Source organism: Methylomicrobium album BG8, assembly GCF_000214275.2.
Classification (GTDB): Bacteria; Pseudomonadota; Gammaproteobacteria; order Methylococcales; family Methylomonadaceae; genus Methylomicrobium; species Methylomicrobium agile.
The window spans coordinates 3572614-3591776 of record NZ_CM001475.1; the positions used below are offsets into that span (position 1 = coordinate 3572614).

Sequence of the window (19163 nt, forward strand, 5' to 3'; positions counted from 1 at the left end):
TAATGCCGAAAAGCCCCGCGGCGAGGCTTTTTTGATCTCGGCCGCCTGTTTGTAAATAACTCCGGTATCCATTCACTATCTTCCCGATATCCTTTTTTGCGGGTATCCCTATTTTTTCGTTAACTATAAACTGTAACTCAATCAAACGATAAGCTGTCGAGATAAGACCATGCCACACCATCCGTCCTTGATGCTATCCGGAAAATAAGCCATGCCCGACCGCCTCCACCTCCTTGGGATCGTTTTTCGACACGCCCCGGTCGATGCGCCTTCTCCAGCGCGCCGCCCCGATCCGCTCCCGCCGATCGCGGGCCTTCACACGCGCAGGTTTCCCGGAAACCGCCGAAACAGCGGCCGAACACGGACAAGCCCATGCAGATAAACACCATCCTCGTGACCGGCGGTGCCGGCTATATCGGCTCCCATACCTGCGTCGAACTGCTGGAGGCAGGTTATCGGATCGTCGTGATCGACAACTTCCGGAACAGCAAACCTTCGGTATTGAAGCGGGTCGAGGAAATTACCGGAAAAACCGTGGTCTGCATCGAGATGGATATCCGCGACAGGCCGGCGATGGAAACGGTGTTTGCCGAACATGCGATCGATGCGGCGATCCATTTCGCCGGACTGAAAGCGGTCGGCGAATCGGTCGCCGATCCGGCGCTCTATTACGATAACAACGTCTCCGGCAGCCTGGCGCTGCTGCAGACGATGGCGAAATTCGGCGTTCACACCGTCGTGTTCAGCTCTTCCGCCACCGTTTACGGCGAACCGCCATCGGTGCCGATCCGGGAGGATTTTCCGCTAGCGCCGATGAATCCCTACGGACGCACTAAACGCATGGTCGAGGACATGCTGCGCGATTTGGCCGTCGCCGACGCGCGCTGGCGCATTGCGCTGCTGCGCTATTTCAACCCGGCCGGCGCGCACCCAAGCGGCCTGATCGGCGAGGATCCGGGCGGCATTCCGAACAATCTGATGCCTTATATCGCCCAGGTCGCCGAGGGACGGCGCGAAAAACTCTCGGTATTCGGCAACGATTACGAGACTGTCGACGGCACCGGCGTCAGGGATTACATTCATGTGGCCGATCTGGCGCGGGGACATGTCAAGGCGCTGGAAAAGCTGGCCCGGCAAACCGGCGTGCTGACCTATAACCTGGGTACCGGCCAGGGTTACAGCGTGCTTGAGATGATCGATGCCTTTGAAAAAGCCAGCGGCCGGCCGGTGCCTTATCGGTTTGCGCCGCGGCGTCCCGGCGATGTCGCGATCTGTTACGCCGACCCGGCGCTCGCAGAGCGCGAACTGGGCTGGCGGGCCGACCGCGGCCTCGAACAAATGTGCCGCGACGTCTGGCGGTGGCAATCTTCGGGAAACGACAAAATCCGATGATGACGCCTGTTCTGGCGCTGCTTGCCTCGTACTGTCAAAAACACTCGGTGACGGTCTTGCTGCTGTTGAGACGGCTGTCGCTGCTGCTCGCGTCGATCTTGCTGCTTTTATTCATTTGGGGCGGCCATCGGCCGGAAGCGGCAGGCCTGTTCAAAGCACCCTGGGACAAACTGGCGCACCTGTCCTGGTTTGCGGTACTGGCCGGCCTGCTGGATTTCGGGCTGAATTTGCGTATCCGTTGGCCGGTCGCTTTGTTCTGCGCGGGCGTGGCCTTGTGGGACGAGGGAAGGCAATTGACCCTTCCCGGCCGGTCGGCCGATGCGGGCGATTTGATTTTCGACGGCCTGGGGATTTTGATCGGGATTCTGATCGCTCGCCGGATCGGGAAAAAACTCCTGCCCCACCCATAAACACCATCATCCGCGTTAAGATAGTCAAGGATTGGCTCGATCATAACCTCCCCCCTATCGTTCCCCCGACGAGCGCTTACCGTGCCCCTTTGCCGGCTTGGGTTACCCCCCAACAGTACGAACCGCTGTAGGGTACGCTGCGCGTACCATTGGAAAGGTGAAAAGGTACGCACAGCGTACCCTACAACCAAGCGACCCGATCTTGTCTTAAAGACATTGCCCCCCATATCCAAGTCTTTCATTTCCTGAAGCGACTCGATGAACTGGTTAAAACGCATGCACCTCTGCCGTATTCTGCGCCGCCATCCGATCCCGCATTCCCTGTGGAGGGAAGCCCTCCACGATTGCGCGCCGCTACGCGAATTGACCGCGGCCGAAAAAGCGCGCCTGCGCGAGTTGGCGACCGTGTTCCTTTACGAAAAAGAGCTCAGCGGAGTTCAAGGACTGGCATTGACCGATGCGATGCGCCTCCGGATTGCGGCGCTCGCCTGCCTGCCGGTGCTGGGACTCGGATTCGGCTGTTTGGCGGGCTGGCGGGAAGTGATCGTTTATCCTGCCGATTTCCGGGTCAGGCATGAGGAAACGGACGAGGCGGGCGTCGTCCATCCTCAGGAACTGCATCTATGCGGGGAATCCTGGTCGCATGGGCCGTTGATCCTTTCCTGGGACGGGATCGAGCGGGAACTCGAAGAGCCTGAAGCCGGGCGCAATGTCGTCATCCATGAGATTGCCCACAAGCTCGACATGCTGAACGGGCCGGCCGACGGCTATCCGCCCCTGCATTACCGGATGCCGGTCGCGCCGTGGTCTGCGGCGTTCAGCGCGGCCTACGCACAGTTTGTCCGGCGGGTCGATCATGGACGCCGCACCTTGATCGACCCTTACGCGGCCGACAGCCCGGCCGAATTCTTCGCGGTGGTCAGCGAGTATTTTTTCTGCGCGCCGGAAATCCTGCAGACGGAATTTGCGGCCGTTTACGAGCAGTTGAGCCTCTATTACCGGCAAAATCCCTTGCTGCGAAAAGAGCGGACCGGCCAATAAAAAGATTCCCCGGCCCAAAGCGAATACCGGCCTTTTATTTGACATCCGCCAGATTGCCCTTGGTTTCGAGCCAGATTTTCCGCTCCGGCGCGCGTTTCTTGGCCAACAGCAGATCGAACTGGCCGCCGGTACCGTCGCCGTCGGCGACCGTCAATTGCACGAGCCGGCGCGTATCCGGATTCATCGTGGTTTCGCGGAGCTGCGACGGATTCATTTCGCCGAGGCCTTTGAACCGCTGCACGTTGATCTGGCCTTTCAGCTTTTCGGCCTTGATTCGGTCCAGCACGCCCTGGCGCTCGGATTCGTCCAACGCATAGAACACCCGCTTGCCGACATCGATCCGGTACAAAGGCGGCATCGCGACGAACACATGCCCTGCCCTGACCAGCGCATTGAAGTGCTGGAAAAACAGCGCACTGATCAAAGTTGCGATATGGTTGCCGTCGGAATCCGCATCGGCCAGGATGCAGACCTTGCCGTAGCGCAGGTTGGCCAAATCGTTCGAGCCCGGCTCGATGCCCAGCGCAACCGCGATGTCGTGCACTTCCTGCGAAGCCATCACTAGGTTCGAATCGACTTCCCAGGTATTCAGGATCTTGCCGCGCAGCGGCATGATCGCCTGAAAGTCGCGGTCCCGCGCCTGCTTGGCCGAACCGCCGGCCGAATCGCCTTCGACCAGGAACAGTTCGGTCCGGCCGATGTCCTGCGCGGAGCAGTCGGCCAGTTTGCCCGGCAAGGCCGGACCTTGCGTGATTTTTTTCCGGATGATTTTCTTGCTGGCGCGAAGGCGCTTTTGCGCGCTGGCGATGATCACTTCGGCGATTTTCTCGCCCTCGGCCGGATGCTGGTTCAGCCACAGGCTGAAGCTGTCCTTGGCGACGCCGGAGACGAACGCGACGCATTCGCGCGAACTGAGCCGCTCCTTCGTCTGGCCGGAAAACTGCGGATCCTCCAGCTTGACCGAGAGCACGAAATGGCAGTTTTCCCAGACATCCTCCGGAGCGACCTTGACACCGCGCGGCAGGATGTTCCGGATATCGCAGAACTCGCGCATCGCTTCGGTCAGGCCGGCCCGAAGCCCGTTCACGTGCGTGCCGCCCTGGGCGGTGGGCACTAGGTTCACATAGCTTTCGGCGAGTATTTCCCCGGGATTTTCCAATGCCCAGACGATGCCCCATTCGACCGCTTCGTGGTCGGCCGCCATGCCGCCCATGAACGGCTGCTCCGGCAGGAAATCGATATCGCCGATCCGGTCGAGCAGGTAGTCTTTCAGGCCATGCTCGTAACGCCAGACGATTTCTTCTTCCGGGTGCTCGACCTTCAGGCTGACTTTCAGTCCCGGACACAGGACCGCCTTTGCGCGCAAGTTTTGTTTCAGCCGGGTGACCGAAACCTTGCTCGAATCGAAATATTTTTCGTTGGGCAGAAAGGTGACCGTCGTGCCGGTGTTATTCCGGCCCACCGTGCCGGTTTCGGTCAAATCGCTCGTCTTTTCGCCGTCGGCGAATGCCATTCGGTAGACCTTGCCGCCCCGCTTGACTTCGACTTCGAGCCAGGCGGACAGCGCGTTCACGACCGAAACGCCGACGCCGTGCAGACCGCCCGAGAACTGGTAATTCTTGTTCGAAAACTTGCCGCCGGCGTGCAGTTGCGTCAGAATCACCTCGACGCCGGGAATGCCCTGCTCCGGATGGATGTCGACCGGCATGCCGCGGCCGTTGTCGCTGACCCGCACCGATCCGTCCTTGTACAGGATCACCTCGATCGTATCCGCGTGGCCGGCCAGCGCTTCGTCCACACTGTTGTCGACAACTTCCTGGACCAAGTGATTCGGGCGCGTCGTATCGGTATACATGCCGGGGCGTTTGCGCACCGGCTCCAGGCCGCTCAAGACCTCGATGGCCGCGGCATTATATTCGTTGCTCATGATGATTTCAGTTCAAAATCCGGGATTCTCGTTTCGCCGGAAACGGGACAGTCACTGGGAAATTCAGAGCGATTCCCATGCAAAAAAACAGGCCGCCTGCCCCCGGTACTGCCGGCCGGCATCGATCAAGTTCCAGACCGCACCGTCATGGACTTCAAAACGCTTGCCGGTTTTCGAAGCCCGGACGCCCTGCAAGGGATAGACGAAGCCGTGCGCCTTGACCGAGGTGAGCAATTTTTCGCGTTCGGCCCATTCGGCCTGCGCGGCCGAAAAGCGGGACGGCATGCGGGTAAATTCCTCCCAGCTCATCTCGAAAAGCGCCAACGCCTGCAGATTGGCGTAATTGAAGACCGGGTCCGGCGCGGTATCGTGCGATATCACCGCAATCGGCGCACGAAACAAAGTCTCGGCAGAATTCGGGTCGGCGGAAATGCCGGGAATCAGCTCCCTGCCGAGCAGGAGCTGGTAGCTCTGGATGATCAGACCGGCATGGCTGGCCTGATAGCAGTTTTCTTCGGAAGGATAATCCATTATTTCTTTAGCCTATTCACTGATATGCGCCCAACAAACTTGATATTGTAGGGCCCCGGTCCGGCAACAATCAAGGGGAATCCGGAAGCCGTCTGCCTCTCTTTTCGCGCGGCATCGGCGTCAAGGCTTGGCCGAAGCGGATAAATTCTGGTCCTGGCCGCCGGCAGCCGGTCTATTCGCGTTGATCGAGTGCAAACGGTCGCGCGAATAATCTTGCGAAATAATCAGCAGCGAGACTCTTCGGTTTTTGAAACGGCCCGCCTCGATGTTATTGTCCGCGACCGGATGAAACTCGCTATAACCTATGGCCGACAGGCGAGGCGGATTGATGCCGTTTTTGATGAGCTCCCTGACGACGGTCGTGGCTCTGGCCGACGACAATTCCCAGTTTGACGGAAACTTGGACGTACCGATCGGCAGATTATCGGTATGCCCTTCGACCTGAATCTGATTCGGCAGCGGCTTCAGAATTTCCGCGACTTTTTTGAGTACCGGCAGCGAGTTTGCCGACAAGTCCGCCGAGCCGCTCAAAAACAGCAATTCGCTGTTCATCTGCAGCTCTATCCAGGAGTTGCCCTTGCTGACAGCAACCAATTGATCCTTGATCTGTTCGCCCAACTGTTGCGTCAATTGATCGGAGGCTTGCTGCAATTGCCTGCTATCGGCCACCCACTCTTCGTCGAGTGCGATCGGACTCACATGATCGACTCTTTCCCTTAACGCTTCTTCCAATATGATGACCTGATGTTTTTTTTCCAGAAAAGCCGTCCTTATGGATTGGGAAACCGCCTGATACTGGCTTTCGTTGCTTGCCGAAAGCGCATACATGACCACGAAGAATGCGAACAGAAGCGTCACAAAATCGGCATAGGACACCAGCCAGCGATCGTGATGGATGGCTTCGTTCGCCCTATTCTTACGTTTCTTTCTCATAAACTACTGCTATCACTCTCGAACTCAAACAGGTAAGCGCTTAATTTCAGTTTGATATTACGCGGATTTTCGCCTTGCGAAATCGCAATCAACCCGGCCGCAATCATTTCTCTTGCCTGGGAAGAGGCATAGACATACGTTTTGATTTTGTTTGCCATCGGCAAAAAAAACAGATTGGCGGAACCGACGCCATACACCGTAGCCACAAACGCGGTCGCGATGCCTGCACCCAGCATCTTCGGATCGGACAGATTTTCCAAAACATGAATCAGCCCCATCACGGCCGCCAACATGCCGATGGTAGGGGCATACCCGCCCATTGCCTCCAGCATTTTCGCCGCCTGCAGATCGATATCCTCCCGGCTGTCGATATCCAGTTCCAAAATATTGCGGATACTTTCCGGCTCGTTGCCGTCGACCAGCAACTGCAGGCCCTTTTTGATAAACGGATCGGGCTCGGACTCTATCTCGTCCTCCAATCCCAGCAGCCCCAGCTTGCGCGCCGAATGGCTCCACTCGACGATCTTGTCGATCTCGACCGAAAGATTCTTTTTCTTCGGAAAAAACACCCACAAACACAACCTCAGGCTGCGAATGAAGATGAGGGGCGGAAACTGCAATAACGTCGCACCGAGCGTACCGCCGAACACGATAATAAAAGCCGGCCCGTTAACTAGCGAACCGAGACTGGCGCCCTCCAAGAAATTACCGAATAACAGCGCACTGATACCGATCAGCAGGCCGATGACGCTTAAAATATCCATGATGGTTGCTTTATTCGCTCAATTTCGCAATTTATATCGCTCGCCCGTGGTAAAGGCCGCGCCTTTTCGGTCATTTATCGCTACTATACAACAGATGAACAAGCCCTAGCCATCAACCCGGTCCGAAATCCCTTTTCTACGAACGGGCCCTCCACGCACGCATGAATCAGAGTATAGCCAAGTTCAACCGGCGCGCTGTAGACGCCACCGGCTAAAGACGATATAACGGGGACGGCAGCGCAGAAAATTTTCCCTGAATCAAAAGGAGCATTTCAGTATGCAATACTGGCTGATGAAGTCCGAACCCGATACTTTCAGCATCGACGATCTCTACCGAAAGCCGGACGGTACGGAACACTGGGACGGCGTACGCAATTACCAGGCGCGGAACATGATGCGCGACCGGATGAAGCTGGGCGATCGGGTTTTCTTTTACCATTCGAACTGCCCCGAGCCCGGCATCGTGGGCATCATGGAAATAGCCCGGGAAGGCTATCCCGATTTCAAGGCCTTCGATCCGGGCGACCCGCATTTCGATCCTAAAAGCACGCCGGACCATCCGCGCTGGTTCATGGTCGACGTCAGATACGTCAGGCATCTGCCGCGCACGATCACCCTGAAAGAACTGAAAGAGCGCCCCGAACTCGCCGATCTCGCCCTGGTCAGGCGCGGCAACCGATTGTCGATCATGCCGGTGACGAAGGAACAGTGGGATTTCGTCCTGTCGCTTCTGTAAACAGTGTATCCCAAACCCGCGGCCGTTTTAAAAAATCGGCTGAACAATGCCGGTTTATGCGGTATGATCACGCAATTTAAGCCACTTACATCAAGCACAACAGGAAACTTATGACTCAAGACGAATTAAAACAAAAAGTCGCCGCGGCCGCCTTGGATTATGTCAAGGACATTCCGCTGATCGGCGTCGGCACCGGTTCGACGGTCAATTATTTCATCAAGATGCTGGCCGACTATAAAAGCACGATCGAAGGCGCGGTTTCCAGTTCCGTCGGCACCAGCGAGCGGCTGAAGAAAGTCGGCATTCCGGTGCTCGACCTGAACGAAGTCGGCACGCTGGACATTTACATCGACGGCGCCGACGAAATCAACCCGCGCAAACAGTTGATCAAAGGCGGCGGCGGCGCGCTGACCCGCGAAAAAATCATCGCCGCGGCCAGCAAAAAATTCGTCTGCATCGCCGACGGTTCCAAATGCGTCGACGTGCTGGGCAAGTTCCCGCTGCCGATCGAAGTGATTCCGATGGCCAGAAGCTACGTCGCCCGCGAAATGGTCAAGATGGGCGGCCAGCCGGTCTGGCGCGAGAATTTCGTGACCGACAACCACAACCATATCCTGGACGTGCACAACCTGGACATTCTGGACCCGATCGAGCTGGAAAAAACCATCAACGACATCACCGGCGTGGTCTGCGTCGGCTTGTTCGCGATGCGTCCGGCCGACGTCATTCTGGTCAGCCAGGGCGACGAGATCAAGAGCTGGTAAGGCCGCAAGCCGGCCTTCGGCTTTTCAGGTTCTACAGCCTCAAAAAAGCCGCACCTGCTTCGGGTGCGGCTTTTTTTATTCAGCCGGAAAGCCCATCGCTTCGCTTAAACCGGGAGCTATTCCCAAACCAGCGCCCCGCCCGTCTGATATTCCGTAACGCGGGTTTCAAAAAAGTTCTTCTCCTTGCGCAAATTGGCCTGCTCATCCAGCCACGGCAAGACGTTGGCGGCGCCGGAAAACGGTTCGGCTATACCTAACTGGCGGGCGCGGCGGTTGGCGATGTAGCGAAATTGCTCGATATGCAGACCGGCGTTGTAGCCGAGTATCGGTTCGCGCAGAATGTAGCCGGCGTAAGCCGCTTCGGCCGCTTCGGCTTCGTCCCACATCCGGCGCAGCGCTTCTGGATCCATCTGCAGATTTTCCTCCTCCAGCAGTTGCCGCACCACGCGGATACCGAATGCGCAGTGCAACACTTCGTCGCGCATGATGTACTGCAATTGTTCGGCGGCGCCCTTCATCAAACCGCGCCGCTGCAACGCAAACACCGGGCTGAAGCCATTGTAAAACCAGCAGCCTTCGAACACCGCGGCGAAGAACAGGTAGGCCAGCGCAAACTCGTGCAGCGTGTCGCGGTCGGTCAAAGGCCGGCCGGATTGCAATACGCCGTGCAGGCGGCGGTTGGCCAGCGCGATTTTGCCGTGGATTTCCGGCACCACCCGGTAGCGGTTGTAAATCTCGCGCTGGTCGATCCCCAAGGTTTCGATGCAGTGCTGATAGGTCCAGGTGTGCAACGCTTCTTCGTACACCTGCCGCGCCTGGTAAATCTGCAATTCCGGCGCGCTCATCTTTTCCATCACCGCCAGGCCGATGTTGCGCATCGCCAGGATGTCCGAGGTGGTCAGATAAGCCAGCACGTTCTCGAACACATGGCGCTCGGCCGGCGTCAGCTTGTGCTGATAATCGTGCACGTCCTGCGCCATCGAGATTTCCAGCGGCGTCCAATGGTTGCGGTTGGCGTTCAGGAAAAACGACCAGGCCCAAGGGTATTTGAACGGCGCCAGTTGGTTGATGTCGGCCTGGCCGTTGACGATGCGTTTTTGCTCGGCATCGATCGGCGGCAAGCTTGAGTTCTCCCCGGCCGCATCGTCCCCACGCTCCGCGTGGGAATGCAGACCGGGCCGATCTATTGCCCGCAGTTCCTCCACATTTCCAAACGCTTCGATGCTCAAGGGCAGCGCGGCCGGAACGTCCCAATCGTCGAAATGTAACGTCGATTTCATTGGCAGGCCTCGCAATCCGGATCGGTGATCGAGCAAACCTTGGCGGCCGGCTCGCCGCCATCGCCGGTTTTTTCCATCGCGGTCGCGCCCAGGGTACGCAGGTAATAGGTGGTCTTCAGCCCGCGCTGCCACGCCAAGCGGTACAAGCGGTCCAGTTTGCTGCCGGTCGGCGCGGCGACATACAAGTTCAGCGATTGCGACTGGTCTATCCATTTCTGCCGGCGCGCGGCGGCTTCGATCAGCCATTCCGGCTCGATTTCGAAGGCGGTCGCGTAGCGTGCCTTGATCGTTTCCGGCACCCGCTCGATGGCCGCCAATGAGCCGTCGAAATATTTCAGATCGGCCACCATCACCGCGTCCCACAAATCCAGCGCCTTCAACTCGCGCACCAATGCGGCGTTGACCACGGTGAACTCGCCGGACAGGTTGGATTTGACGTACAGGTTCTGATAGACCGGCTCGATCGACGCCGATACGCCGACGATATTGGCAATCGTCGCGGTCGGCGCAATCGCCACGCAATTGGAATTGCGCATGCCGACTTGGGCGATGCGTTCGCGCAATGCGTGCCAATCCAACTGTCCGCTGGCCGCTACACCCAAATCGCCGCGCGTTTCAATCAGTCGCGCCAATGTGTCTGGCGGCAACACGCCTTGCTGCCATAAACTTCCGACAAAACTGCTGTAACGTCCGCGCTGTTCAGCCAGATCGGCCGAAGCCCGGTAGGCGTAATAGCACAGCATTTCCGCCGAGCGGTCAGCAAATTCTAACGCTTCCGGGCTGGCATAGCTGACGCCCAGCTTGTGCAAACAGTCGGAGAAGCCCATCATGCCCAATCCAACCGGTCGATGGCGCAAATTGGCATTACGCGCTTTGACGGTCGCGTAGAAATTGATGTCGATGACGTTGTCCAGCATCCGCATCGCGGTGGCGATGGTGCGCTGCAATTTGTCGGCATCCAGTTGCCAAACGCCATCGCGTTCAACCAGATGCGCCGGTAGATTCACCGAGCCCAGATTGCAGACCGCGGTTTCGTCGGCCGAGGTATTCAGCGTGATCTCGGTACAGAGATTGGAGCTGTGGATCACCCCGGCGTGCTGCTGCGGCGAGCGCAGATTGCAGGCATCCTTGAAGGTAATCCAGGGATGGCCGGTTTCGAACAGCATGGTCAGCATCTTGCGCCAAAGCTGCACCGCGCCGACACGTTTGTACAATTTGATCTCGCCGCGCTCGGCCTTGGCTTCGTAAGCTTGATAAGCCTCGGCAAAGGCGCCTCCATACAAATCGTGCAGATCGGGGACGTCGACCGGCGAAAACAAGGTCCAGTCGCCGTTGCTCCGCACGCGCTGCATGAATAAATCCGATACCCAGGCGGCGGTATTCATATCATGGGCGCGGCGGCGTTCGTCGCCGGTGTTCTTGCGCAATTCCAGAAACTCCTCGAAATCCAGATGCCAGTTTTCCAGATAGGCGCACACCGCGCCCTTGCGCTTGCCGCCCTGGTTGACCGCAACGGCGGTATCGTTGACCACTTTCAGAAACGGAATCACGCCCTGGCTATGGCCGTTGGTGCCCTTGATCCGGCTGCCCAGCGCCCGCACCGGCGTCCAGTCGTTGCCCAGGCCGCCGGCGTATTTTTGCAGCAGCGCATTTTCTTTGATGCTTTGGTAAATGCCGTCCAGGTCGTCGGATACCGTGGTCAGATAGCACGACGACAATTGCGGATGGCGGGTGCCGCTGTTGAACAGGGTCGGCGTCGAGCACATGAAGTCGAAGCTGGACAGCACTTGGTAAAATTCGATCGCCTTTGTTTCGCGGTCGATCTCGTTCAGCGCCAGCCCCATCGCCACCCGCATGAAAAAACACTGCGGCAATTCGATGCGCCGGCCTTCGACGTTCAGAAAATAGCGGTCGTACAGGGTTTGCAGACCCAGGTAATCGAACTGCAGATCGCGCTCGGCCTGCAAGGCTCGGCCCAGGCGAGGCAAGTCGAATTCCAGCAGGCGCTTATCCAGCAATTCGGCCGCTACGCCGGCGGCGAGGAACTCGGCGAAACAATCGGCGTAGCGCTCGGCCATATCGGCTTGCGTCAGCGGCTGGCCGGTCGCCTCCTGGCGCAGGTTGCTCAACAGCAGACGGGCCGCGACCTTGGCGTAATCCGGTTCGGCTTCGATCAAGGTGCGCGCGGCCAAAACCAAAGCCTGACGCACTGCCGCCAACGGCATGCCATCGTACAGATTGGGCAGCGTTTGCGCCCAGACCCGCTCGGCATCGACGTCGCTCAAACCGGTGCAGGCCTCCCGGCACAAAGCGATGAACGCGGAACTATCCAACGGCCGGCGGTGGCCGCCGTCGTCAACATGCAAGATCGGCGCTGCGTTTTCAAGCGGTTGCTGGGCCGCACGCTGCTCGGCGTGTTTTTCCCGGTACAGCACGTAAGCGCGGGCCACGTCGTGGGCGCCGGAACGCATCAGCGCCAGTTCCACCTGGTCCTGAATATCCTCGATATGCACAGTGCCGCCGCCGGGCAGGCGCCGCGTCAAGGCGTCGACGACGCTGGCGGTGAGCTGCGCGACTTGCTCGCGTATCCGTGCCGAATTGACGCTGTGCTGGCCTTCGACGGCCAAGAAGGCCTTGGTAATGGCGATGGCGATTTTTTCCGGCTGAAACGCGGCGATGGCGCGGTTGCGGCGGATCACTTCCAGCCCATAATCCGGCAGGCGTAGCGGAGACGGTGTTGAGAAAGTGCCGATTTCGGCGGTGTTTGGGTCATGACGTGCGGGGGGAACGGCGGCGGCTTCCATGTGATTCTCCACGGAGTGGAACGGGGAAGCGAAGCCGCAACGGCGCGCACGGTATAGCCCTTATCGCCAAAACCGCACGCTGGCCATCGTCTTCGGAGACACCCCGCTCCTGGTTGACTGAAGGTTTCGAGGGCAGGTCTCCTGGCTTTCGGGTCGCCGTCTCGGTTCGGCCTTCCCGGACTCGCGTCCAGTGGCACGGGTTGAACCTCGACTCGCCGATTACAGTTGCGGGGGCAGCTCCGGCTTGCCGACAGTGAGAATATCATTCATTCCCAAACCATCGACCGGATTCCCTTTTAATCCCCTTCGGGGGGAACCGTCTTGGCGATGCAGTGTAGATTCGTCAAGGTGATCTGTCAAGGCCGAAATACTATATAAGCGGTTTATACCTTGAAATTTGCACAATATATAGCATCCGCAATCGGTACGACCACTCCTACCCAACAAGCGATTTCGGCCGGCATGGCTTGCGGCGTTACAGCAAGTAGATAATAATACATACGCATTGTACACACATGAGGTAATGACATGACCACCTTGACCACCCGCATCTTCAAAAACGGCAACAGCCAAGCGGTCAGGATTCCGCAGGAATTTCGGCTGGACGTTAGCCAAGTGGAAATCAGCCGCTGCCCCAACGGCGACTTGCTGATTCATCCGTTGCCGGCCGACCGCGGAGCCGCCTTGTTGGCAGTTCTGCAGGGCTTCGACGACGACTTTGCCGAGCATTTGATCGAAGACGCCCACGAACCAGTGCCGATGCAGGAGCGCGAGTCTTTATGATCTACATGTTGGATACCAATATGCTGATCTATCTGATCAAAAACAAACCGCCTTCCATAGCTGAACGTATCAACAATCTGCCCAAGAATAGCGCGCTGCGCATGTCGTTTGTCACCTATGCCGAGTTGCTGAAAGGCGCCGAGCGTAGCCAGCGCAAGGAGAAGGTCTTGGGACAATTGGAACAATTGTTGAGGATCGTGCCGGTCGAATATGTAGTTGACGGTGCTTTATGCCGGGACTATGCAAGCCAATTTACCCGATTGAAATCGGCCGGAACGCCGATAGGCGCCAACGATCTGTGGATTGCCTGCCACGCATTGACAATCGGCGCTTGTTTGGTCACGCACAACATGCGCGAGTTCGTACGGATAGACGGCTTGATAGTTGAGGATTGGGCTGGGTGAGAGCGCATCTACATTCAATTCGCGAGATAGATACCGAATGTTTGAATTTCGTAGCCACTACGCCGAATTGTATTCACTCTGATTCTAAGTAGCTTCGCGGAAAAATTTAATGTGTAACTATAAAAAATTACCCCACAAATCAGGAGTTCTCGATGGCAAATGAAGAAGCATCTTCAATCAAGATTTACTGTGATATTGCGACAAAGCTAAATTTCGCCTGTCACCAAAATGCATTTGCCTTGCTAAGGGACTTACGGATTGAAAACGGCGATTCGCAAGTTAAATACGAAACCCTGATCGTTACTTTAACTGCAAATCCATTGTTTTTGAAACCAAAATCCTGGCGATTGGATCGTCTTTCCGCCGGGGCTATTGTGCCGATCAAAGACCGCGATATCGAGTTAAACGGCAATTTTTTACTCAACTTGTCGGACTCGATGCGGGGAACGATTACGGTCACCGTAGAACAAGGCGAACAAGTTTTAGCTCAGGAAACCCAATCGATTGAGCTCTTGGCCTACAACGAATGGGGCGGTTCCGACTATATGCCGGAGCTTTTGGCGGCATTTGCAATGCCAAATGAGTCGGCAATTGACCGTGTGTTGCGCGATGCCAGCTTGATCCTCCGCGCCTCGGGCAAGCCTGACGGCATTGACGGCTATCAATCCGGCAGCCGTCAACGCGTTTGGGAAATCACGTCAGCCATTTATTCGGCTATCAGTAATTTGGGTATCACCTATGCGATACCTCCAGCCAGTTTTGAACGGAACGGTCAAAAGATTCGCTTACCCAGCCAGATTCTGGAAAACAAGATAGCCACCTGTTTAGACTCAACCCTGCTGTTTGCCGCCTCATTGGAACAGGCAGGTTTAAATCCGATCCTGGCTTTACCTCAAGGGCATGCGTTAGTTGGCGTCTGGCTGCAACCGGAAGAATTAACAACTATCGTCATTGACGATGCAGAAACCTTACGAAAACGGATTCAGCTTAAAGAATTAATTCTCATCGAAACCACCTGCGTCACTCAGCATCCGGCGGTTCCCTTTTCAAAAGCCATCGGCAGTGGCGAACAATCCATTGTTGTGGATAAGGATGACACCTTTAATGCGGCAATTGACATTCGACGCGCGCGTGCCCATCGAATTACGCCACTGGGACTTAAATTAGGCCAGACTCGGACCGAGGCCGATAACAATGACGCTCGAATCACGCTATCACTGGAAGAAGCACCTGCACTGCCGGGTTTTGATCAGAACGCCGAAGATGAAAAATTGCCCGAAACGCCAGCAGGTCGTTTAGAACGGTGGCAACGTAAATTGCTCGACTTGTCGGCGCGCAATCCACTGCTGAACTACAAATCCACTAAATCCAGTCTACGTATCCTTTGTCCTGACCCAGGTTTACTTGAAGACAAACTGGCCGAAGGCTCCAGAATTTCGATTCAATCGGTTCCGCAACCCACTTCGCAAGCTCAGGATCAAGCGCTGCACCAGCAGCGTACGGGCGACATTATCACCGACGAGTATGCCCGCGAGGCTCTGTCACGAAATCAAGTACTAGTCGATCTTCCGGAACAGGAACTTGGCTTGCGTGTGGTCGATATCTACCGTAAAGCACAAGTTGCGCTTCAAGAAGGCGGTGCCAACACACTTTATCTGGCCCTGGGATTTTTATTGTGGAAGCAAAATGACAAAGATCAGCGCCGTTTCCGCGCCCCACTGGTTTTATTGCCGGTTTCCATCGAGCGCAAATCGGTGCGCAGTGGCGTCAAACTCTTTGCGCATGACGATGAGTCTCGTTTCAACACGACATTATTGGAAATGTTGCGTAAAGATTTCGAGATTGATATTCGCGGTCTGGATGGCGCATTGCCCGGCGATCATAGCGGTATCGATCTGAACGGAATTTGGAATCATGTGCGTCAAGCGATCAAGGAAGCGCCGGGTTTCGAGGTGATTGAAGACGTTGTACTGGGGCATTTTTCATTTGCCAAGTATCTGATGTGGAAAGACCTGGTTGACCGTACCGACGCACTGCGCAGTAATCCGGTGGTTAAGCATTTGATTGACACTCCTCGTGAACCTTACCCGAGTGAGATTGCATTCGTCGATCGATCGATAGTGGATCGCGAATACAAACCCTCCGATTTGTTAACACCGCTACCCGCTGACGCATCACAAATGGCGGCGGTCGCCACTGCGGATCGCGGAAAAGATTTTGTGATCATCGGCCCGCCCGGAACCGGAAAAAGCCAAACCATCAGTAATTTGATCGCTCATCTCCTCGGTAAAGGCAAAACCGTATTGTTTGTCTCTGAAAAAACCGCTGCATTGGAGGTGGTCTATCGCCGATTAAAAGACGTTGATCTTGCAAGATTTTGCCTGCAATTACACTCCAATAAAGCCAGCAAATCGGACGTTCTGGATCAATTGCGCCGGTCTTGGCAGGCGCAACATCATTCAATTTCCGAAAACTGGGAGAAAGAGGCGGAAACCCTTCGCGAACTCCGCGACCGCCTCAACATGGTTGTCAGCCGTTTACACGCGCGTTGGCCGAATGGATTGACCGCGCATTACGCCATCGGAGTCAAAATTCGAGACCATGCGCTGGCTTCAAACATCACCTTCAACTGGCCTTCCGCCAATCAGCACGATACCGGGCGATTGGAACAAATGCGGGAAGCCGTTGACCGACTGCAAATTCAAGCTTGTTCAATCGGGAACCTATTATCCGAGGAGTTACGGCTTATCTCGCATGGTGATTGGTCGCCACAATGGGAAGGGCAAATTGTTGAACGGGCAGGACGCTTGTCCAGTGCGGTACAGGGTCTGGAACACGCTATGACCGAACTCTTAGGTATGTTAAAGATCGCTGTGCCGGATTATTCGGTATCGAGACTGGATGCTCTGGCGGAGCTTGCCGATATCTTCGTCGCCTCATGGCGTAAGCCGGTCGCTTATGCGTTAGAACCGGATGGCCTGGATCGTATCGACGCACTGAAAGAAGCAGTCACTCGGCTATCCAACTATTCGGCAGCATTCGGCCAACTTAGTTGTCAGTACGATTGCTTTGCTTGGCGCAACGTCGACGGTGAAGAAATTGCCCAACATTGGCAACATGCCCAATCCGTCTGGTGGCCCAAGCGTGCCTGGTTGCGCAGACGGGTCATAAAACGCCTGAAACGGGCAGGCGCCAAAGGCAAGCCTAATCCCGAACGAGATGCAGTGGTACTTAAACAACTGCGGGATCACGGCGAGGCTATAGACCGACTCGATAAAAGTCTATCCGGATTCAAGGATTGGCAGGGACATTCAACAAACACCGATAGTCTCAAAGTTCTGTACGAACTGGGCGAGCGGATACACGCCATCACCGGAAAGCTTGCAGAAGATACTTCCGCCCTGATCGATATTCGTAGCAAAATCAGAACCCTGCTGGCTGACGGCAACGATCTCTTGACGATTGATGCGCCGGTTGGACGAGTGGCAAACCGTTTTGCGCTTGCCCATCGCCAAATGCAAGAGGCTTGTCTTGAGTTCGAAGCGTTGGCCGGCCAATCGATTCGCCAGCATTTTGCCCAAAACCGGAAAGCGCTTGGCGCCATTAAAAACACAGTCGAACACATTGCGGCCAATCATGCGGAATTGCGCGCGTGGTGCGACTGGCGCAGACGTCGCGACCAAGCATTGGCACTGGAACTCGGCGCATTGGTCGCTGCGATCGAATCCGGTCGAATCCTGCCCAGCCAAATCAATGAAGCCTTTGAAGCGGCCTATTGCAGTTGGTGGTCCAGTCGTGTGATCGGCGAGGACGAGGTATTGCGAACCTTTTCTACACCGGAACACACCGCGACGATTGAAAAATTCCGCACGATTGACGGCACCTTTCAAAAACTGACCGCCGCCTACATTGCGGCCAAGCTTTCCGGTCAATTGCCTGTTGCCGCAGCCATACAACGCAGTTCCTCATGGGGCGTGTTGCAACATGAGCTGCAGAAGAAGGCCAGGCATAAACCGGTACGCCAGTTGATTCAGGAAATTCCTGAAGTATTAACCGCGTTGACGCCCTGTCTGATGATGTCACCGTTATCGGTTGCGCAATACTTACCAGCAGACCAAGCTTTATTTGACGTCATTATTTTCGACGAAGCTTCGCAAATCACGGTTTGGGATGCCGTAGGCGCGTTAGCCCGCGGTCGCCAGGCGATTGTCGCAGGCGACCAAAAGCAAATGCCGCCGACAAACTTTTTCGCCCGGGCCGATGACGATCCCGACGGCGAAGTGGACGTGGAAAACGACCTGGAAAGTATTCTTGACGAGCTACTCGGGGCCAGCATTCCCAGGCAAACGCTCAATCTGCACTATCGCTCAAAACGAGAAAGTCTGATCGCTTTCTCAAACAATCGCTATTACGACAACGAATTAATTACCTTCCCAGCGCCTGTCAATCCCGACCGTGGCGTTCGCTTGATTCGTCCCGACGGCTTTTACGCTCGCGGCAAGGCGCGGCATAACGAAGGCGAAGCTAAAGCCATCGTTGCTGAAATTGTGTCCCGTTTAACCCACATTGATCCGAACGTACGCCAACAAAGCCTTGGCGTCGTCACGTTTAATACCGAGCAACAGTCGTTGATTGAAGATTTACTGGACGATGCGCGCACGAAAAATCCGGAAATCGAATGGGCGTTTTCTTCTGAACACATGCTGGAACCTGTATTCGTCAAAAACCTTGAAACCGTACAAGGCGACGAGAGGGATGTGATTTTATTCAGCGTTACCTATGGTCCCGACCAGAGTGGGCACGTCACCATGAACTTCGGCCCGCTCAATCGTACCGGGGGCGAAAGACGCCTTAACGTTGCCATGACCAGAGCCCGGATGGAAATGTTGGTGTTTTCGACACTGAGCCACGACCGCATTGATTTGTCGCGTACCTCGTCGTCTGCGGTTAGAGATTTGAAGCATTTTCTGGAATATGCCGACCGAGGAGCCGTAGTACTCGGTGCAGCCGTTCATGGATCATTAGGGGATTTTGAATCGCCGTTCGAATCTGCGGTCGCAAAAGCTCTACGCGAGAAAGGCTGGGAGATTCACGCGCAAATCGGCGTCTCAGCCTATCGGATTGATTTAGGGGTAGTCCATCCTGACCGCCCCGGAATTTATCTGGCCGGAATTGAGTGTGATGGCGCTATGTATCACAGCTCGGCTTACGCACGTGAACGAGATAAAATCCGTCAATCGGTGCTTGAGGGGCTTGGGTGGACCTTGCTCCGAGTTTGGTCTACCGACTGGTGGACTAATCGAGAAAAATCTTTAGAACTGCTAAATCAAACCCTGCAAAATCTTTTGAAATCAACTCAAGAGGGCGCAGAAAAATCCAAGTCTGCATAGCCCT

Annotated in this window: 14 protein-coding genes and 1 riboswitch; of the genes, 8 read left to right on the plus strand and 6 right to left on the minus strand. The window is 56.1% G+C overall.

Features of this window, described 5'->3' with window-relative positions:
* Nucleotides 1–372: 372 nt before the first annotated feature.
* From galE to METAL_RS15410, 3 genes are all read left to right on the plus strand, one after another.
* Complete coding sequence (gene galE / locus METAL_RS15400) at nucleotides 373–1392, plus strand: UDP-glucose 4-epimerase GalE (RefSeq protein WP_005373744.1); 1020 nt, start codon at nucleotides 373–375, stop codon at nucleotides 1390–1392.
* Nucleotides 1389–1802, plus strand: coding sequence for a VanZ family protein (locus tag METAL_RS15405; protein WP_005373745.1), 414 nt, complete (start codon nucleotides 1389–1391; stop codon nucleotides 1800–1802). Before galE ends, METAL_RS15405 begins: the two co-directional genes overlap by 4 nt.
* A 258-nt stretch (nucleotides 1803–2060) precedes the next feature.
* Nucleotides 2061–2843 (plus strand): M90 family metallopeptidase, encoded by a 783-nt coding sequence (locus METAL_RS15410; protein ID WP_005373747.1) that lies wholly within the window; start codon nucleotides 2061–2063, stop codon nucleotides 2841–2843.
* Nucleotides 2844–2877: 34 nt separating this feature from the next.
* Here the strand turns inward: METAL_RS15410 and parE are convergent, their stop codons facing one another.
* The 4 genes from parE to METAL_RS15430 form a co-directional block, all read right to left on the minus strand.
* Entirely contained in the window at nucleotides 2878–4770 is a 1893-nt protein-coding gene (gene parE / locus METAL_RS15415; protein ID WP_005373750.1) for a DNA topoisomerase IV subunit B, read from the minus strand.
* Between the two features lie 63 nt (nucleotides 4771–4833).
* Entirely contained in the window at nucleotides 4834–5301 is a 468-nt protein-coding gene (locus METAL_RS15420) for an MEKHLA domain-containing protein (protein ID WP_005373752.1), read from the minus strand.
* A gap of 120 nt (nucleotides 5302–5421) precedes the next feature.
* A complete protein-coding gene (locus tag METAL_RS15425; protein WP_005373754.1) occupies nucleotides 5422–6234 on the minus strand; it encodes a flagellar motor protein MotB in 813 nt (270 codons plus the stop codon).
* Entirely contained in the window at nucleotides 6231–6998 is a 768-nt protein-coding gene (locus METAL_RS15430; protein ID WP_005373755.1) for a flagellar motor protein, read from the minus strand. Before METAL_RS15430 ends, METAL_RS15425 begins: the two co-directional genes overlap by 4 nt.
* A gap of 277 nt (nucleotides 6999–7275) precedes the next feature.
* Here METAL_RS15430 and METAL_RS15435 point away from each other — a divergent pair, with 277 nt between their 5' ends.
* Complete coding sequence (locus METAL_RS15435) at nucleotides 7276–7734, plus strand: EVE domain-containing protein (RefSeq protein WP_005373757.1); 459 nt, start codon at nucleotides 7276–7278, stop codon at nucleotides 7732–7734.
* A 110-nt stretch (nucleotides 7735–7844) separates the two neighbouring features.
* Nucleotides 7845–8498, plus strand: coding sequence for a ribose-5-phosphate isomerase RpiA (gene rpiA / locus METAL_RS15440; protein ID WP_005373758.1), 654 nt, complete (start codon nucleotides 7845–7847; stop codon nucleotides 8496–8498).
* Between the two features lie 116 nt (nucleotides 8499–8614).
* On the opposite strand, the gene METAL_RS15445 is transcribed toward rpiA, so the two are convergent.
* Both METAL_RS15445 and METAL_RS15450 read right to left on the minus strand, forming a co-directional pair.
* Complete coding sequence (locus METAL_RS15445) at nucleotides 8615–9778, minus strand: ribonucleotide-diphosphate reductase subunit beta (RefSeq protein ID WP_005373760.1); 1164 nt, start codon at nucleotides 9776–9778, stop codon at nucleotides 8615–8617.
* Nucleotides 9775–12582: a ribonucleoside-diphosphate reductase subunit alpha gene (locus tag METAL_RS15450; protein ID WP_005373762.1), complete on the minus strand. Its 2808-nt coding sequence runs from the start codon at nucleotides 12580–12582 to the stop codon at nucleotides 9775–9777. Before METAL_RS15450 ends, METAL_RS15445 begins: the two co-directional genes overlap by 4 nt.
* A gap of 114 nt (nucleotides 12583–12696) precedes the next feature.
* Nucleotides 12697–12918: riboswitch (cobalamin riboswitch) on the minus strand.
* Between the two features lie 192 nt (nucleotides 12919–13110).
* On the opposite strand from METAL_RS15450, the gene METAL_RS15455 reads away from it, so the two are divergent.
* From METAL_RS15455 to METAL_RS15465, 3 genes are all read left to right on the plus strand, one after another.
* Nucleotides 13111–13365: an antitoxin gene (locus METAL_RS15455; RefSeq protein WP_005373764.1), complete on the plus strand. Its 255-nt coding sequence runs from the start codon at nucleotides 13111–13113 to the stop codon at nucleotides 13363–13365.
* On the plus strand, nucleotides 13362–13769 hold the full coding sequence (locus METAL_RS15460) for a type II toxin-antitoxin system VapC family toxin (RefSeq protein ID WP_005373766.1): 408 nt from the start codon (nucleotides 13362–13364) through the stop codon (nucleotides 13767–13769). Before METAL_RS15455 ends, METAL_RS15460 begins: the two co-directional genes overlap by 4 nt.
* Before the next feature lie 152 nt (nucleotides 13770–13921).
* A complete protein-coding gene (locus METAL_RS15465) occupies nucleotides 13922–19159 on the plus strand; it encodes a DUF4011 domain-containing protein (RefSeq protein ID WP_005373768.1) in 5238 nt (1745 codons plus the stop codon).
* Nucleotides 19160–19163 lie beyond the last annotated feature (4 nt).

Excerpts from the sequence above, each read along its gene's own strand:
- galE (WP_005373744.1), top strand. The coding sequence starts at position 373 with ATGCAGATAAACACCATCCTCGTGACCGGCGGTGCCGGCTATATCGGC.
- METAL_RS15405 (WP_005373745.1), top strand. The coding sequence starts at position 1,389 with ATGATGACGCCTGTTCTGGCGCTGCTTGCCTCGTACTGTCAAAAACAC.
- METAL_RS15410 (WP_005373747.1), top strand. The coding sequence starts at position 2,061 with ATGAACTGGTTAAAACGCATGCACCTCTGCCGTATTCTGCGCCGCCAT.
- parE (WP_005373750.1), bottom strand. The coding sequence starts at position 4,770 with ATGAGCAACGAATATAATGCCGCGGCCATCGAGGTCTTGAGCGGCCTG.
- METAL_RS15420 (WP_005373752.1), bottom strand. The coding sequence starts at position 5,301 with ATGGATTATCCTTCCGAAGAAAACTGCTATCAGGCCAGCCATGCCGGT.
- METAL_RS15425 (WP_005373754.1), bottom strand. The coding sequence starts at position 6,234 with ATGAGAAAGAAACGTAAGAATAGGGCGAACGAAGCCATCCATCACGAT.
- METAL_RS15430 (WP_005373755.1), bottom strand. The coding sequence starts at position 6,998 with ATGGATATTTTAAGCGTCATCGGCCTGCTGATCGGTATCAGTGCGCTG.
- METAL_RS15435 (WP_005373757.1), top strand. The coding sequence starts at position 7,276 with ATGCAATACTGGCTGATGAAGTCCGAACCCGATACTTTCAGCATCGAC.
- rpiA (WP_005373758.1), top strand. The coding sequence starts at position 7,845 with ATGACTCAAGACGAATTAAAACAAAAAGTCGCCGCGGCCGCCTTGGAT.
- METAL_RS15445 (WP_005373760.1), bottom strand. The coding sequence starts at position 9,778 with ATGAAATCGACGTTACATTTCGACGATTGGGACGTTCCGGCCGCGCTG.
- METAL_RS15450 (WP_005373762.1), bottom strand. The coding sequence starts at position 12,582 with ATGGAAGCCGCCGCCGTTCCCCCCGCACGTCATGACCCAAACACCGCC.
- METAL_RS15455 (WP_005373764.1), top strand. The coding sequence starts at position 13,111 with ATGACCACCTTGACCACCCGCATCTTCAAAAACGGCAACAGCCAAGCG.
- METAL_RS15460 (WP_005373766.1), top strand. The coding sequence starts at position 13,362 with ATGATCTACATGTTGGATACCAATATGCTGATCTATCTGATCAAAAAC.
- METAL_RS15465 (WP_005373768.1), top strand. The coding sequence starts at position 13,922 with ATGGCAAATGAAGAAGCATCTTCAATCAAGATTTACTGTGATATTGCG.